Origin of the sequence: Inhella proteolytica, assembly GCF_016093275.1 — a bacterium.
Lineage (GTDB): Bacteria > Pseudomonadota > Gammaproteobacteria > Burkholderiales > Burkholderiaceae_C > Inhella > Inhella proteolytica.
Genome location: NZ_JAEDAK010000011.1, coordinates 84,473 through 99,861 on the forward strand (window position 1 = coordinate 84,473; position 15,389 = coordinate 99,861).

16 protein-coding genes are annotated in these 15,389 nt (G+C 68.7%); 4 read left to right on the plus strand and 12 right to left on the minus strand.

Translation table 11 applies throughout. From position 1 onward, the window contains the following. Window positions 1-23 precede the first annotated feature (23 nt). Genes holA through I7X39_RS15810 form a run of 7 tightly spaced genes read right to left on the minus strand, consistent with a single transcriptional unit; the run spans window position 24 to window position 6,685 of the window. A complete protein-coding gene (holA, locus tag I7X39_RS15780) occupies window positions 24-1,082 on the minus strand; it encodes a DNA polymerase III subunit delta (protein ID WP_198112121.1) in 1,059 nt (352 codons plus the stop codon). Next, window positions 1,082-1,576, minus strand: a complete 495-nt coding sequence (locus I7X39_RS15785) for an LPS-assembly lipoprotein LptE (RefSeq protein WP_198112122.1) — start codon at window positions 1,574-1,576, stop codon at window positions 1,082-1,084. The genes holA and I7X39_RS15785 overlap by 1 nt, the downstream gene beginning before the upstream one ends. Further along, entirely contained in the window at window positions 1,576-4,230 is a 2,655-nt protein-coding gene (gene leuS, locus I7X39_RS15790; protein ID WP_198112123.1) for a leucine--tRNA ligase, read from the minus strand. Before leuS ends, I7X39_RS15785 begins: the two co-directional genes overlap by 1 nt. A 34-nt stretch (window positions 4,231-4,264) precedes the next feature. Then, window positions 4,265-4,696: an ExbD/TolR family protein gene (locus tag I7X39_RS15795; RefSeq protein WP_198112124.1), complete on the minus strand. Its 432-nt coding sequence runs from the start codon at window positions 4,694-4,696 to the stop codon at window positions 4,265-4,267. Then, window positions 4,693-5,340, minus strand: a complete 648-nt coding sequence (locus tag I7X39_RS15800) for a MotA/TolQ/ExbB proton channel family protein (protein ID WP_198112125.1) — start codon at window positions 5,338-5,340, stop codon at window positions 4,693-4,695. Before I7X39_RS15800 ends, I7X39_RS15795 begins: the two co-directional genes overlap by 4 nt. Continuing rightward, the gene (dapB, locus tag I7X39_RS15805; protein ID WP_198112126.1) at window positions 5,337-6,146 is read right to left on the minus strand and encodes a 4-hydroxy-tetrahydrodipicolinate reductase; all 810 of its coding nucleotides are present in this window, start codon (window positions 6,144-6,146) and stop codon (window positions 5,337-5,339) included. The genes I7X39_RS15800 and dapB overlap by 4 nt, the downstream gene beginning before the upstream one ends. Beyond that, entirely contained in the window at window positions 6,146-6,685 is a 540-nt protein-coding gene (locus I7X39_RS15810; protein ID WP_198112127.1) for an outer membrane protein assembly factor BamE, read from the minus strand. The genes dapB and I7X39_RS15810 overlap by 1 nt, the downstream gene beginning before the upstream one ends. A 119-nt stretch (window positions 6,686-6,804) precedes the next feature. Here I7X39_RS15810 and fur point away from each other — a divergent pair, with 119 nt between their 5' ends. Then, the gene (gene fur / locus I7X39_RS15815; RefSeq protein ID WP_198112128.1) at window positions 6,805-7,230 is read left to right on the plus strand and encodes a ferric iron uptake transcriptional regulator; all 426 of its coding nucleotides are present in this window, start codon (window positions 6,805-6,807) and stop codon (window positions 7,228-7,230) included. Between the two features lie 2 nt (window positions 7,231-7,232). On the opposite strand, the gene hprK is transcribed toward fur, so the two are convergent. The 3 genes from hprK to hpf all read right to left on the minus strand — a co-directional run bounded on the left by hprK (window position 7,233) and on the right by hpf (window position 9,176). Beyond that, window positions 7,233-8,195: an HPr(Ser) kinase/phosphatase gene (gene hprK, locus I7X39_RS15820; protein WP_198112129.1), complete on the minus strand. Its 963-nt coding sequence runs from the start codon at window positions 8,193-8,195 to the stop codon at window positions 7,233-7,235. 31 nt (window positions 8,196-8,226) lie between these two features. Next, on the minus strand, window positions 8,227-8,697 hold the full coding sequence (locus I7X39_RS15825) for a PTS sugar transporter subunit IIA (RefSeq protein WP_198112130.1): 471 nt from the start codon (window positions 8,695-8,697) through the stop codon (window positions 8,227-8,229). Between the two features lie 134 nt (window positions 8,698-8,831). Next, window positions 8,832-9,176, minus strand: a complete 345-nt coding sequence (hpf, locus tag I7X39_RS15830; protein ID WP_198112131.1) for a ribosome hibernation-promoting factor, HPF/YfiA family — start codon at window positions 9,174-9,176, stop codon at window positions 8,832-8,834. 450 nt (window positions 9,177-9,626) lie between these two features. Here hpf and corA point away from each other — a divergent pair, with 450 nt between their 5' ends. Further along, window positions 9,627-10,595 carry a magnesium/cobalt transporter CorA gene (corA, locus tag I7X39_RS15835; protein WP_198112132.1) on the plus strand — a complete coding sequence of 323 codons (969 nt, stop codon included), beginning with the start codon at window positions 9,627-9,629 and terminating at the stop codon, window positions 10,593-10,595. Further along, entirely contained in the window at window positions 10,592-11,284 is a 693-nt protein-coding gene (locus tag I7X39_RS15840; RefSeq protein WP_310739934.1) for an HAD-IA family hydrolase, read from the plus strand. Before corA ends, I7X39_RS15840 begins: the two co-directional genes overlap by 4 nt. Here the strand turns inward: I7X39_RS15840 and I7X39_RS15845 are convergent. Next, a complete protein-coding gene (locus tag I7X39_RS15845; protein WP_198112133.1) occupies window positions 11,273-12,157 on the minus strand; it encodes an EamA family transporter in 885 nt (294 codons plus the stop codon). The two genes, I7X39_RS15840 and I7X39_RS15845, sit on opposite strands and share 12 nt — an antisense overlap. Continuing rightward, complete coding sequence (locus I7X39_RS15850) at window positions 12,154-13,074, minus strand: LysR family transcriptional regulator (RefSeq protein WP_198112134.1); 921 nt, start codon at window positions 13,072-13,074, stop codon at window positions 12,154-12,156. Before I7X39_RS15850 ends, I7X39_RS15845 begins: the two co-directional genes overlap by 4 nt. A gap of 111 nt (window positions 13,075-13,185) precedes the next feature. On the opposite strand from I7X39_RS15850, the gene I7X39_RS15855 reads away from it, so the two are divergent. After that, a complete protein-coding gene (locus I7X39_RS15855) occupies window positions 13,186-15,372 on the plus strand; it encodes a malate synthase G (protein WP_198112135.1) in 2,187 nt (728 codons plus the stop codon). Window positions 15,373-15,389: the final 17 nt, after the last annotated feature.

Genomic DNA, 15,389 nt, shown 5'->3' on the forward strand with positions numbered 1-15,389 from the left:
AGAGAGCCAGACGATAGCGGGATTCAGGCGCGCAGGCGCCGCCCGCTCAGGGCTTCCACGGCCTGCAGCACCCATTGACGCAACGCCGCCCAGCCGTCCTGAGGCCAATCGGGTTCGCGCAGGCCCTTGGCGATGCCATCCACCTTGTGGGCGTTCACCAACAAGGCGTCCAGATGGCCCAGACTCAGGCGCGGCAGCGCGCGCTCGAACCACTTTTCCTTCGGGCCCCACACACGCGCCTCGCGCAGCGCCATCGGCAGGGGCTTGCCGTCGGCCATCGCCCGCTTGGCGCGGCGCAGCGCGCGCACCTCGTCGGTCAGCAGCCAGTGCAGGCGCACCACCGCCTCGCCCTCGGCCTCCAGGCCTTCGAGCAGGCGCAGGCAGCGTGCGGCGTCGCCCGCCCACAGGGCCTCGGAGAGCTGGGCAGCTTCGAAGCGGGCCACATCGGTCACCGCGGCCTCGATCAGCTCGGCGCTCAGCACCTGGCCGGGGTGCAGCAGAGCCAGCTTGTCCAACTCCTGCTGGGCGGCGAGCAGATTGCCCTCCACCCGCTCGGCCAGCAGGCTCAGCGCCTGCTGCCCCTCCGGACCTTCGGCCAGCTGCAGGCCGGCCCGGCGCGCGCGCGCCGCCAGCCAGGCCGGCAAGGCGCGGCGCTCGATCGGGTCGGCGCGCAGGCTGATGCCGGCGCCGTCCAGCGCCGTGAACCAGGCGCTGCCCTGCTGCGTCTTGTCCAGGCGCGGCAGGCTCACCAGCACCAGCAGGTCCGGCCCGGCCTGCTGGGCCAGCTGCTGCAGGGCCTCACTGCCTTCCTTGCCTGGCTTGCCGCCGGGGATGCGCAATTCGACGATGCGCCGGCTGGCGAACAGCGAGAGCGCCGCCGATTCACCCAGCACGCCGCTCCAGTCGAAGGCATTGCCCTGCACGGTGAAGACCTGGCGCTCGTCAAAGCCCTGGGCGCGTGCGGCGGCGCGAATGGCATCGAGTGCCTCGTTGGCCAGCAGGATCTCGTCGCCATGCACGAGGTAGACCCCGCGCAGGCCCTTGGCGAGCTGCTTGTCGAGGTCTTCGATGCGGGCTTGCATCAGCGCAAACGGACTGCGGCGAGCCGGCGCAGCAGCAGGTTCACGGCCTCGACCTGCATGGCACGGCGCAGATCGGCCTCCTCGTACTCCTTGGCCAGGGTGGCGGCCTCGGTGGTGCTGAGGTCACGCACCAGGCGCAGCTGGGTGGCGGGCAGCAGCACGTCCTCGGCCGGGGTGATGAGGCGGTAATCCAGCACCAGATGCAGCTGCCATTCGCGCACCTGGCCGGCCGCCGTGCTGGCCACGGCCAGCTTGTGGTGCGACTCCTTCAGCGCTTCCAGCACCACCTGCGCCTGGGCGCGCTGGGCCGTGAGCTGCAGCGGCAGGCGGGGCAGCTGGGCTTCGAGCGCCTCGCGCAGCGGCGAGCGCGCGTCAAAGCCCGCCAGGTGCAGGCGCTCGAAGGCAAAGCTGGGCGCGCCGCGCAGGCGAAACCCACAGCCCGCCAGCCCCGCCCCGACCAGCAGGGCCAGGGCGCCGCGTCGTGGCACTGTCATCAAAGCACCAGGTTGACCAGACGACCTGGCACGATGACGATCTTCTTGGGCGCCGCGCCGTTGCTGAACTTCAGGAAGTCCTCGCTGGCCAGTGCGGCGGCCTCGATGGCGGCCTTATCGGCCCCGGCGGGCACCTTGATGCTGCCGCGCAGCTTGCCGCCCACCTGCAGCATCAGCTCGATCTCGTCCTGCACCAGCGCGGCCTCGTCCACCTTGGGCCAGGGGGCGTCGAGCAGGTCGCCCAGCTCGGCCGCGAAGCCCAGCTCCTCCCACATCACATGGGTGATGTGCGGGCAGGCCGGGTAAAGCGCACGCAGCAGCACCGAGACGCCCTCGCGCACCACCGGCGCGTCGCCGGCCGCGCTGCTCTTGAAGCCTTCCAGGGCGTTGAGCAGCTTCATCGCGCCGCTGACCACGGTGTTGTATTGCAGGCGCTCGTAGTCGTGGCTGACCTGGCGCAGCACCAGGTGCACCTCGCGGCGCAGGGCCTTGGCCTCGGCGGAGAGGGCGCTGAAGTCGCTGCCGGCCGCCTTCAGGGTGGCGCCCTGCTTCTGGCCGAAGTTCCACACCCGTTTCAGGAAACGGTGCGCGCCTTCCACGCCGGCGTCGTTCCACTCCAGCGTCTGCTCGGGCGGACTGGCGAACATCACGAAGAGCCGCGCCGTGTCGGCGCCGTACTGGTCGATCAGCGCCTGCGGGTCGACGCCGTTGTTCTTCGACTTCGACATCGTGCCGATGCCGTTGTACTCGACCATCGAGCCGTCGGATTTCAGCTTGGCGCCGGTGACACGGCCGTCTTCGCCGAACACGTTCTCGACCTCGTGCGGCCAGAAGTACTCGATGCCACCCTTCTCGCCCTTGCGGCTGTAGATGTGGTTGAGCACCATGCCCTGGGTCAGCAGCTTCTTGAAGGGCTCGCTGACCTTGACGAGGCCGAGGTCGCGCATCACCTTGGTCCAGAAGCGCGCGTACAGCAGGTGCAGGATGGCGTGCTCGATGCCACCGATGTACTGGTCCATCGGCATCCAGTACTGCGTGCCGCCAGCCACCATCGCCTCGGTGTTGGTCGGGTCGCAGTAGCGCATGAAGTACCAGGACGAATCCACGAAGGTGTCCATGGTGTCGGTCTCGCGCGTGGCCGGTTTGCCGCACTTCGGGCAGGTGCAGCGCAGGAAGTCCTCGCGGGCCTTCAACGGGTTGCCGCTGCCGTCGGGGATGCAGTCCTCGGGCAACACCACCGGCAGGTCCTTCTCGGGCACCGGTACCGGGCCGCAATCGTCGCAATGGATGATGGGGATCGGCGTGCCCCAGTAGCGCTGGCGGCTGATGCCCCAGTCGCGCAGGCGGAAGGTGGTCTTCTTCTCGCCCAGGCCCTTGGCGGCCACCAGATCGGCCACCTTGGCCACGGCCTCGGCAAAGCCCAGGCCGTTCAGCACGCCCGATTCGATGCAACGGCCGTTCTGCTTGTCGGCGTACCACTCGTGCCAGGTCTTGGCGTCGTAGTCCTGGCCGTTGACGTCGATGACCTGCTTGATGGGCAGGCCGTACTTGTTCGCGAACGCGAAGTCGCGCTCGTCGTGCGCGGGCACGCCCATCACGGCGCCGTCGCCATAGCTCATCAGCACGTAGTTACCGATCCACACCTCGACCTGCGCGCCGGTCAGCGGGTGGGTGACGAACAGGCCCGTGGGCTCGCCCTTTTTCTCCTGCGTGGCCAGCTCGGCCTCGGTGGTGCCACCGGCCTTGCACTCCTCGATGAAAGCGGCCAGCTTGGGGTTCGTGGCGGCGGCGTGGGCGGCCAGCGGGTGTTCGGGCGCCACGGCGCAGAAGGTCACGCCCATGATGGTGTCGGCACGCGTGGTGAAGACGTAGAGCTTGCCGTCCTGGATCAGTTGGCCGTCGGCGCCGCGGATCTCGTGCGGGAAGGCGAAGCGCACGCCCACGCTCTTGCCGATCCAGTTCTCCTGCATCAGGCGCACGCGCTCGGGCCAGCCGCTCAGGTAGTTCGGGTCCTCGGGGTTGGCCACCGCGCTCAGCAGCTCATCGGCGTACTTGACGATGTTCAGGTAGTAGCCGGGGATCTCGCGCTTTTCCACCGGCGCGCCGCTGCGCCAGCCCTTGCCGTCGATGACCTGCTCGTTGGCCAGCACGGTCTGGTCCACCGGGTCCCAGTTGACGACCTGGGTGCGGCGCTCGGCGATGCCGGCTTCCAGCATCTTCAGGAACAGCCACTGGTTCCACTTGTAGTACTTCGGGTCGCAAGTGGCGACCTCGCGGCTCCAGTCGATCGCCAGGCCCATGGCCTGCATCTGGCCCTTCATCACCGCGATGTTGGAGTAGGTCCACTGCGCGGGCGGCACCTTGCTCTTCAGCGCGGCGTTCTCGGCCGGCAGGCCGAAGGCGTCCCAGCCCATCGGCATCAGGACGTTGTAGCCCTGCATGCGCAGCTGGCGCGCCAGCATGTCGTTGATGGTGTAGTTGCGCACATGGCCCATGTGCAGCTTGCCGCTGGGGTAGGGCAGCATGGAGCAGGCGTAGTACTTGGGCTTGCTCTGGTCTTCGACGACCTTGTAGGCGTCGATGGCCGCCCAGTGGGCGTGGGCACGCGCTTCGATGTCGCGCGGCGAGAACTCGGTGGAGGCGGTGGTGCTCATAGGGGCGCGATTGTCCTATGGCACCAACCTTCCCTTAGCGTGGCGCGGAGGCCGCCGTGGCGGTGACGAAGGCCAGGCGGTTCAGCTTGGCCGCCTGCAGCGCGTCCAGCAGCTCGGCCACGCGGCCGTAGGGCACGGCCTGGTCGATGGCGAGCTGCACCTCGGCCTCGGGCTGGGCCTGGGCCAGCTGCAGCAGGCGCGCGCGCAGCTGGGGCAGGTTCAGCACGTCCTGGTTCCAGAGCAGCCGGCCCTGCGCGTCCAGGCTCAGCTGCAGCGGCTGCTCGGTGCGTTCCAGGGCCTGGGCGGCCTCGGCCTTGGGCAGGTCCAGCTGCAGGCCGGAACTCATCAGGGGCGCGGCGATCATGAAGATCACCAGCAGCACCAACATGACGTCGATCAACGGCGTCATGTTGATCTCGCTCATCGGCGCGCCCGGGTCGCGGCGCTCCAGGCGGCCGAAGCTCATGGCCGGCTCTTTAGGAATTCGCGCAGATCGTGCGCAAAGCCTTCCAGCTCGGCCTCGCAGGCGGCCACGCGCTTGCCGAACCAGTTGTAGGCCAGCACGGCGGGAATGGCCACGGCCAGGCCGGCGGCGGTCATCACCAGGGCCTCGCCCACCGGGCCGGCGATGCGGTCGATGCTGGGCAAGCCGCCCGCGCCCAGCCCGAGCAGCGCCTGGTAGACGCCCCAGACGGTGCCGAACAGGCCGACGAAGGGCGCGGTGGCGCCCACCGAGGCCAGCAGCACCTGGCCGAACTGCAGGCGCGCCACGCTCTGGTGCAGGGCGTCGCGCAGCTGGCGCGTCAGGCGCGCCTCGTTGCCGGCGCCTTCGCCCAGCGAACCGGCCGGCAGCGGCGCGCGGCCGGCGTCGATCAGGGGCAGCAGGATGCGCTCGGCATCCAGGGCCTGGGCCTGGCTACGCGCACTGTCCCAGTCGGGTGCGGCCCAGAACAACGGCAGGGCCCGGGCCAGGCTGCGGCGCGCACGCGTGAGCGTCACGCTGCGCCAGAGGATCAGCGTCCAGCTGCTGACCGACATCAGCAACAGCGCCAGGGCCACGGTGCGACCGACGCTGTCGCTGCCCGCCCAGAACTGGAGCCAGCTGCTCATCTCAGCTGCAGCGCGTCGGCCATGCCGTAGAAGCCGGCCGGCTGTTTCGAGAGCCAGCGTGCCGCCAGGAGCGCCCCTTGGGCGTAATGGATGCGGCTGCTGGACTTGTGGGCAATCTCGATGCGCTCACCGGCACCGCAGAACATCACCGTGTGGTCGCCGACGATGTCGCCACCGCGCACGGTGGCGAAACCGATGCGGCCGGCTTCCCGCGCACCGGTGTGGCCCTCGCGGCTGTAGACCGCCACGTCGGCCAGGCGCTGCCCCTGCGCCTGCGCGATCACCTCGCCCATCTGCAGCGCGGTGCCGCTCGGCGCATCGACCTTGTGGCGGTGATGCGCCTCGACGATCTCGACGTCATAGGCACTGCCCAGCTGGCGTGCCGCCTGGGCCAGCAGATTCATCACCACGTTGACGCCCACGCTCGTGTTGGGCGCACACAGCAGGGGGATCTGCGCCCCGGCGGCCTGCAGTTGCGCGCGCTGCTCAGCACTGAAGCCGGTGGTACCGATGACCATGGGCAGACGGCGCTGCACGCACAAGGGCAGCAGTTGCAGGCTGCCCTCGACCCGCGAGTAATCGATCAGGACCTCGGCGTCCTGCAGCGCCTGGCCGGCATCGGCCGTGAAGCGCACGCCGCTGCTGCGGCCCATGAAGGCGGCGGCGTCTTCGCCCAAGCGGGCCGACTGGGCATGCAACAGGGCGCCGCTGAGTTGCAGATCCGGCGCGGCCAGGATCTCCTGCACCAGCATCTGGCCCATGCGGCCGCTGGCACCGGCCAGGGCCACGCGCAAGGGTGCGGCCATCAGCCTTTTTCCAGCGGGGGGAAGGCGCGGGTCGGGCCGCCGGTTTCGGCGCTTGGCGGGGCCGGGCGCACGGGCTTGGGCAGCGCGCTGCGCTCGGCCTCGTTCAGCTCCAGCTTGGGCGCGTTGCCCTTGGGCTTGAAGGTGTTGATCGAGGCGACGAACTCCTTCTCGGTGGGCAGGTCGCCGGGCACTTCGAAGCTCTTGAGCTTGTCGCCCTCGAACAGGGCCACCAGGCGGCGCGCTTGCGGTGCGGCACCCTGGCGGCGGATGGTGAACACGTAGTCCCAGCGGTCGGCGTGGAAGGCGTCGGTCAGCATGGGCGAACCGAGCAGGTCGCGCACCTGGTCGCGGCTCATGCCGGGCTTGACCTTCTCCGCGGCTTCCTTGGTGACCACATTGCCCTGCACGATCTCGACGCGGTAGAGCGGCACCACCGCCATGAAGCGGTCGTCATGCCCGACCCAGGAGCTGCAGGCGGAAAGGCCGGCCAGGGCGGCCAGACCCAGGGTGGGGCGCAGAAGGCGGAACGAAACAGGCATGGGCGTCAATCAAGGGCTTGGACCGGGCAGGGCCTCAGTCCGGGTGCCGGGCGGCCCGGAGGGCTCGCTGGCTATGATCGAACGATTCTAGGCGGCCCCTCCAGCGCCCCCGCCCGGCCATGACGCACAGCGACGAAATCAAGAACAGCGGCCTCAAGGCCACCCTGCCCCGCATCAAGGTGCTGGAGGTCTTCCAGCGCGCCACGCGCCGCCACCTCAGCGCTGAAGATGTCTACAAGGCCCTGCTGGCCGAGGATGCCGACATCGGCCTGGCCACGGTGTACCGGGTGCTGACCCAGTTCGAGCAGGCCGGCCTGCTGACGCGCAACCATTTCGAGGCCGGCAAAGCGGTGTTCGAGCTCAATCAGGGGCACCACCACGACCACCTGGTGTGCCTGAGCTGCGGCAAGGTTGAGGAATTCTTCGACGAAGCGATCGAACAGCGTCAGCACGCCATCGCGCGCGAGCGCGGCTTCGAGCTGCAGGAGCATTCGCTCTCGCTGTACGCGGTCTGCATCCAGAAGGACTGCCCGAACCGCAAATAGCGCTACAGGCTTTCTTCGCCGCCGCGCTCCAGCGCGCGTTGATGGCGCTGGATGAACTCCTGGTAGGTGTCGATGCCGCGCAGTTGCAGGATGGAGTTGCGCACCGCGGCCTCCACCAGCACGGCCAGGTTACGGCCGGCGTCCACGGCGATCACCACCTTGCGGGTGGGCACGCCCAGCACATCCTCGTATAGCGGCTCATAGGGGAGGCGCTCGAACTCGCGCTCCAGGGTCTCGCGCCGCACCAAGTGCACGATGAGCTTGAGGCGCATCTTGCGGCGCACCGCGGTCTCGCCAAAGATGGCCTTGATGTCCAGCAGGCCGATACCGCGCACTTCCAGCAGATTGGCCAACAACTCGGGACAGCGCCCCACGATGACGTCCTGGGCGATGCGGAAAAAGTCCACCGCGTCGTCAGCCACCAGACCGTGGCCGCGCGAGATCAGTTCCAGGCCCAGTTCGCTCTTGCCCAGGCCGGATTCGCCGGTCAGCAGCACGCCCAGGCCGAGGATGTCCATGAACACGCCGTGGCGGGTGGTGCGCACTGCGCAGATCTGCGCCAGGTAACTGCGCACCACGTCGATCACATAGCCGGCCGAGGCCTCGGTGGTGAAGAGCGGAATGTCCGCGCGGTCGCACATGGCGACGAGCTTGGGTGGCGCGGCGCTGCCATCGGCCACGATGATGACCGGCGGCTCCAGCGTGACGATGCGCGAGACGCGGCGCTCCAGCACCTCGTCGCTGGCTTCGGTGAGGTATCTGACCTCGCGCGTACCGACGATCTGCACCCGGTAGGGGTGGATGTAGTTCAGGTAGCCGACCAGATCGGCCGCCGACTGCGCCTCGCGCAGCGCGGCCTCGGCGAAGCGGCGTTCCGGGTGGGCATGGCCAGCCACCCAATGCCAGCGCAAGGCCTCGCGGTGCTCTTCAAACAGCCGGTCGGCGCTGATCGATACGGGTTTCATGCCGCCAGTATCGGCGCGCCAGGAAACGCGTTCAGGCGGCGGAGCGCACCGGCTGCCAGTCGCTGATCAGGCGATGCACCACGGCGGGGTCGGCCTCGGTCTTGAGGCGCTCGCGCAGATCCTTTTCGCTGAGCATCTCGGCGATCTCGGACAGGATTTCCAGATGGCGCTGCGTGGCCGCCTCCGGCACCAGCAGCACGATCAGCAGGCTGACGGGTTCGTCATCCGGGGCGTCAAAGCCGATCGCCTGCTGCACGCGCAGCACAGCCGCCAGAGGGTTCTTCAGGCCCTTGATGCGGCCATGCGGAATGGCCACGCCGTGCCCCAGGCCGGTGGAGCCGAGCCGTTCGCGCGCAAACAGGTTGTCGGTGACCACCGCGCGGGCCACGCCCTGGTGGTTCTCGAACATCAATCCGGCCTGTTCAAACAGACGCTTCTTGCTGGTCGCTTCAACGTCCACCTGCACGTTCTGTGCGGGCAGGATGGCGGCGAGTCGGTTCATGGTCTTGGCTGGGCGGGGTCAGGAATCGACCCAAGAAGGACGCGAATTATAGAAATCACCCCCCGCTGCTGCGTCGAGTGGACTCTCCCAACAAAAAAGCGGCCCGCAGGCCGCTTTTTCGTGCTTGGGTGAATTCAACCCGCAGCCCCCACGTCCATGCGCTTGGCAGAGGCGTGGTTATGGTCTTGCAGCATCTCCTTGTGCCGACAGACTTGGCGATCCAGCTTGTCCATCAGCTGATCGATCGCAGCGTACAGATCCTCGTGAGACTGCTCCACAAAAATGTCCCGACCTTTGACGTGTAGGGTGACTTCGGCGCGTTGCCGACGGTCCTTCTCCTTTTGCTTTTCCACCGTGAGCAGGACGTTGATGTCAACGACCTGATCAAAGTGGCGGGTCACCCGGTCCAGCTTGTTGACCACGTATTCACGCAGTGCTGGCGTCACCTCGAGGTGATGTCCGCTGATCGTCAGGTTCATAAAGGAGCCTCCTTTCAAGGCTTGGGCACAAAAACGCGCTGTGGCGCCGCGGGTCTCGACGCGGCGCGGCACAGCGCGGATAGGCGACCGGAGGGACGGGGCTGCAGCGTTTGGCTTGGCCCGATGCCCAGCCGCCGAGGGGGCTGGGAGAGACGGCGTGACAGCCGTCAAAGAGGGGGCATCGAACTGCAACATGACTCCGGTAGCGAGTCCAGTGTGCCCACATCGGCACGCTGCGGCAAGCCCCAATCACCTTTCGAAACCCCCTAGTTCTGAGCCAAATCAAAGCGGGATTTCGGCCGCCATAATGGCTCGTTTTCCAGCTCGGAGCCCTCTCTTGGACAGCGATCACCCTCGGTGACCGTCCGCCCCGCTGCAGGCGTGTCGGCGTGACGGTGCCCCCTCCCACCCGCCCCCGGTTCGCGCCGAACCCCGTACCCCGCAGCGCCGATGCTGAACATCTTTTCGCTTGAGAACGGCCGCCTGGCCGGCTTGGCCCCGGACAGCTTTGATGCGCCGGATGCCGCGCGCCTCAAACCCATCTGGATCGACCTGGAAGACCCGAGCGCCGACGACAAGCGCTGGGTGGCCGCGCATTTCGGCCTGCTGATCCCCGAGGACGCGATCGACGACGACCTCGAAGAATCCGCCCGCTTCTACGAGGAAGACGACGGCCAGCTGCACATCCGCTCCGACTTCCTGCGCCTGGACGACGAAGGCAATTCGCGCAACGTGCGCGTGGCCTTCATCTTGCACCGCAACACCCTGTTCTCGATCCGCAAGGAAGACCTGCCCGTGTTCCGGCTGCTGCGCTTGCGCGCACGCCGCACGCCGGCGCTGATCGACGACGCCAAGGACGTGCTGCTCAAGCTCTACGACGCCGACGCCGAGTACAGCGCCGATGCGCTCGAGGGCATTTACGACGCGCTCAATGCCATCAGCGCGCGCGTGCTCAAGGAGCAGGTGGACGACCAGACCGCCGGCGAGGTGCTGACGGCGATCGCCCGCGAGGAAGACTTGAACGGCCGCATCCGCCGCAATGTGATGGACACGCGGCGCGCGCTCAGCTTCATGATGCGCAGCCGCATGCTCAGCGCCGAGCAGTTCGAGGATTCGCGCCAGATCCTGCGCGACATCGACTCGCTCGACAGCCACACCGCCTTCCTGTTCGACAAGATCAACTTCCTGATGGATGCGACCGTCGGTTTCATCAACATCAACCAGAACAGGATCATCAAGATCTTCTCGGTGGCCTCGGTGGCCCTGCTGCCGCCCACGCTGATCGCCTCGGTGTACGGCATGAACTTCAAGTTCATGCCGGAACTGGACCAACCCTGGGGCTATCCCTTTGCCCTGGGGCTGATGTTGGTGTCGGTGGCGGCACCGTTCCTGTACTTCCGCCGCAAGGGCTGGTTGTGACGGCCATCCGCGCGCTGACCCTGGATCTGGACGAGACGCTGTGGCCGATCCAGCCCGTGATCGAGCGCGCCGAGGCCGAACTGCATGCCTGGCTTCGGCAGCACGCGGCGGCCACGGCGGCGCGCTTTGACGTCCCGGCCCTGCAGGCCCTGCGCGATGCGGTGGCGCTCGAGTTCCCGGACCGCGCGCACGACTTCACCTGGCTGCGCCGCGAGTCCATCGAGCGTGCGCTGGTGTTGGCGGGCGACGCGCCGGAGCTGGCCGAGCCGGCCTTCGAGCACTTCTTCGAATGGCGGCACCGCGTGGTCCTGTTCGACGACGCGCTGCCGGCGCTCCAGCGCCTCTGCGGCCGCTACCCGATCCTGGCGCTGACGAACGGCAATGCCGAGCTGGCACGCATCGGCCTGGCGCCTTACTTCGTCGGCCGGCTGAGCGCGCGCGAATTCGGGCGCGGCAAGCCGCATGCGGACTTCTTCCATGCCGCCTGCTCGCAGCTGGGCCTGACCCCAGACCAGGTGCTGCATGTGGGCGACGACTGGGCGCTGGACATCGAAGGCGCCCATGGCGCCGGCCAGCCCAGCGCCTGGATCTGCCGCCCGCACCATGCGGCCAAGCCGGCCTGGGCCCAGGCCAAGCCCTGGTTCGAGGGCGCCGACCTGTTGCAGCTTGCCGATCGCCTAGGCGCCTGAAGCCAGCATCGCCACCCCAGCGGCGATGCAAAGCGCGCCGAGCGCGCGCGCGACTCGATCGGACTCCTGTAGCAGATGGCCGCCGATCAGCGCGGCGAACAGCATCGAGCATTCGCGCGCCGGGGCGACGGTGGACAGCGGCGCCGATTGCAGCGCCCACAGCACCAGGATGTAGGCCAGCGGGCTGACGCTGCCGACGATCAGCACCGCCTTCCAGTCGGCCGCCCAGGTGCGCGCCAGCGTGCCGGCCGGGCGCCGCGCCAGAAAGGGCAGCAGCAGCGGCAGGCGCAGCACATTGCAGAGGTAGTCGAGCAGCAGCGGGCTGACGGCGAGCACCTTGACGCCATAGGCGTCGATGACGGTGTAGCCGGCGATCAGCGCCCCGGTCAGCGCACCCCAGCGCAGACCAGCCCGCACCGGGGGCGTGAGCGCGCGCCGGCGCAGCAGGCCGGACAACAGCAACACCCCGAACAGCAGCGTGGCAATACCCGCCCAGCCCCAGGGCCCCGGGCGTTCGCCCAGGAGCAGCACGGCGGCCAGGCTGGACAGCAGCGGGCCGCTGCCGCGCGCCACCGGGTAGACGACGGTCAGGTCGGCCTTGCGGTAGCCGATCAGCAGCGCGCTGAAGTAGCCCAGGTGCACGACCGCACTCAGCGTCACCACGACCCAAGCTTGCCAGCCCCAGGCGCCCAGCTCGCGCCAGGCCACCCACAGGCCCAGCGGCGCCCAAAGCGTGATGACGGCCAGCGCGCACAGGGCCTGGAAGGCGATCTGATCGCCCTCCCCACCGCTGCGCGCCTTTTTGGCGGCGATGTTCCAGCCGGCGTGCAGCAGCGCGGCCAGCAGCACCAGGACCAGGGCCTGCGAGCTCAAGCCGGCGACCCAGTGCGCAGCCAATACTCGCTGCGCGCGTAATGGGCGCGCAGATGCTCGACCCACAGGCGCACCCGCAGCGGCTGCAAGGAGCGCTCGGGGGTCACCGCGTAGATGCCATTGGGCGGCGCCGCGAAGGCATCCAGCACCGAGACGAGGCGGCCGGCCTGGCAGTCGCCCGCCACCTCCCAGCTGCTACGCCAGGCCAGGCCCAGGCCCTGCAGGCACCACTCGTGCAATACCTGGCCATCACTGCAATCCAGCCGGCCGCCCTGGCGGTGGTAGTGCATCTGCCCGTCGATGCGGAAGGCCCAGCCGCGCGTCTGGCTGGCGTCCGAGCTCAGCATCAGGCATTCGTGCTGCAGCAGCTCGCGCGGGTGCTGGGGGGTGCCGGCACGCGCCAGGTAGGCCGGCGCGGCCACCACCAGGCGGCGGTTGTCCGCCAGGCGCTGGCTGACCAGGCTGGAATCGGGCAGATCGCCCACGCGCACGGCGCAGTCGTAGCCCTCGTGCACCAGGTCGATGACGCGATCGGCCAGATTGAGGGACACGCGCAGCTGGGGGTGCTGGGCCAGGAAGCCGGGCAACAGGGGGGCGACATGGCGGCGGCCGAAACCGGCCGGCGCGGTGAGGCGCAGATGGCCGCTGGCCTGCGCGCCGCCAGCACTGACCAGGCTCTCGGCCCCTGCCAGTTCGGCCAGGATGCGCTGGCAGTCTTCCAGGTAGTTCTGCCCCTCGGGCGTGAGCGTGAGCTTGCGCGTGGTGCGGTGCATCAGGCGCACGCCCAGGCGCGCCTCCAGAGCGTCGATGCGCCGGCCGATCACCGCGGGCGCCACATCTTCCAGCGCCGCCGCGGCCGTGAAGCTGCCCCGCGTGGCCACGGCCACAAAGGTCTCGATTTGGGTGAAGCGGTCCATGGCGGGTCGATTATGTGCATCTCAGTCACAAATGAACCGCATGGAAGGGGCTTAATCCCCGCAGCCGATCGCACTAAATTGCGGCCAAGCCCGCTGTTTCGGAGATTTTTCATGACCCACCCCATCGCCATCCACCGCCTGCAAGTGGCCGCCCCGCTGAAGCGCTTCATCGACGAGGAGGTGCTGCCCGGCACCGGCCTGTCCAGCGACCAGTACTGGGCCGGCTTCGACGCCATCGCCCACGAGCTGGCGCCCAAGAACGCCGCCCTGCTGGCGGAGCGTGAGCGCCTGCAGGCCGAGTTGGACGCCTGGCACCGCGCCCACCCTGGCCCCATCCGCGACATGGCGGCTTACCAAGCCTTCCTGAAGCAGATCGGCTACCTGGTGGAACCGCCGGCCAGCGTGCAGGCCGAGACCGCCCATGTGGATGCCGAGCTGGCCCAGCAAGCCGGCCCGCAGCTGGTGGTGCCGGTGATGAACGCCCGCTACGCGCTGAACGCCGCCAATGCGCGCTGGGGCAGCCTGTACGACGCGCTCTACGGCACCGATGCCATTCCCGAGACCGAAGGCCGCGAGAAGGCCGGTGCCTACAACCCGGTGCGCGGCGCCGCCGTGGTGGCCTTCGCGCGCCAGTTCCTGGACGAAGCCGCGCCGCTGGCCGGCGGCAGCCACGGCAGCGCGCGCGCCTATGCGGTGGTGAACGGCCAGCTTCAGGTGGATGGCGTGGGCGCCCTGAAGGACCCGGCGCAGTTCGTCGGCTATCGCGGTGAGCCTGCCGCGCCAACCGCCGTGCTGCTGCGGCACCACGGCCTGCACATCGAGATCCAGATCGACCGCAGCCATCCCATCGGCAAGACCGACGCCGCCGGCGTGGCCGACGTGGTGCTGGAGGCAGCGCTCTCCACCATCCTGGACCTGGAGGACTCGATTGCGGCGGTGGACGCTGAAGACAAGGTGCAGGCCTACCGCAACTACCTCGGCATCCTCAAAGGCACGCTGAAGGAGACCGTGGCCAAGGGCGGCAAGACGATCGAGCGCACGCTCAACCCCGACCGCGTCTACACCGCAGCCCAGGGCGGTGAGCTGGTGCTGCCGGGCCGCTCCCTGCTGTTCGTGCGCAATGTCGGCCACCTGATGACCAACCCTGCCGTGACCCTGGAGGGCGGCCGCGAGATCCCCGAGGGCATCCTGGACGCGCTGGTGACGGTGGCCATTGCGCTGCACGACGGCAAGGGCCCGGTGAAGAACAGCCGCGCCGGCTCAATCTACATCGTCAAGCCCAAGATGCACGGCCCCTCCGAGGTGGCCTTCGCCTGCGAGATCTTCAGCCGCGTGGAGCAGCTGCTCGGCCTGGCGCCCAACACGGTCAAGCTGGGCATCATGGACGAGGAGCGCCGTACCTCGGTCAACCTGGCCGCCTGCATCGCCGCGGCCAAGAGCCGGGTCGCCTTCATCAACACCGGCTTCCTGGACCGCACTGGCGACGAGATGCACACCGCCATGCGCGCCGGCCCGATGCGCCGCAAGGCCGACATGAAGAGCTCGGAGTGGATCCAGGCCTACGAAAAGCTCAACGTCAAGGTGGGCCTGGCCTGCGGTCTGCGCGGTCGCGCCCAGATCGGCAAGGGCATGTGGGCCATGCCGGACCTGATGGCCGCCATGCTGGAGCAGAAGATCGCCCACCCCAAGAGCGGCGCCAACACCGCCTGGGTGCCCAGCCCCACCGCCGCCACCCTGCACGCGCTGCACTATCACCGTGTGGACGTGCCGGCCCTGCAGCGCGAGATCGAAGTCCAGGGCTTCAGCGCCGACGAACGCGCCGCCCTGCAGACCCAGCTGCTGACCGTGCCGGTGGCCGCCGAACCCAACTGGAGTGCGGCCGAGCGCCAGCAGGAGCTGGACAACAACGTGCAGGGCATCCTGGGCTATGTGGTGCGCTGGGTCGAGCAGGGCGTGGGTTGCTCCAAGGTGCCAGACATCCACAACATCGGCCTGATGGAAGACCGCGCCACCTTGCGCATCTCCAGCCAGCACATCGCCAACTGGCTGCTGCACGGCGTGGTGACGGAAGCCCAGGTGCGCGAGACCTTCGCGCGCATGGCGGCCGTGGTGGACGGCCAGAACGCCGGCGACCCGGCCTACGCGCCGATGGCGCCGACGTTGGGCACCGCCCAGGTGTCACCCGCCTACCAGGCGGCGCTGGACCTGGTGTTCAAGGGCGTGGAGCAGCCGAGCGGTTACACCGAACCCCTGCTGCACGCCTGGCGCCTGAAGGTAAAGGCCGCCGCCGCGGCCTGAGGACGACGCCCCCGGCC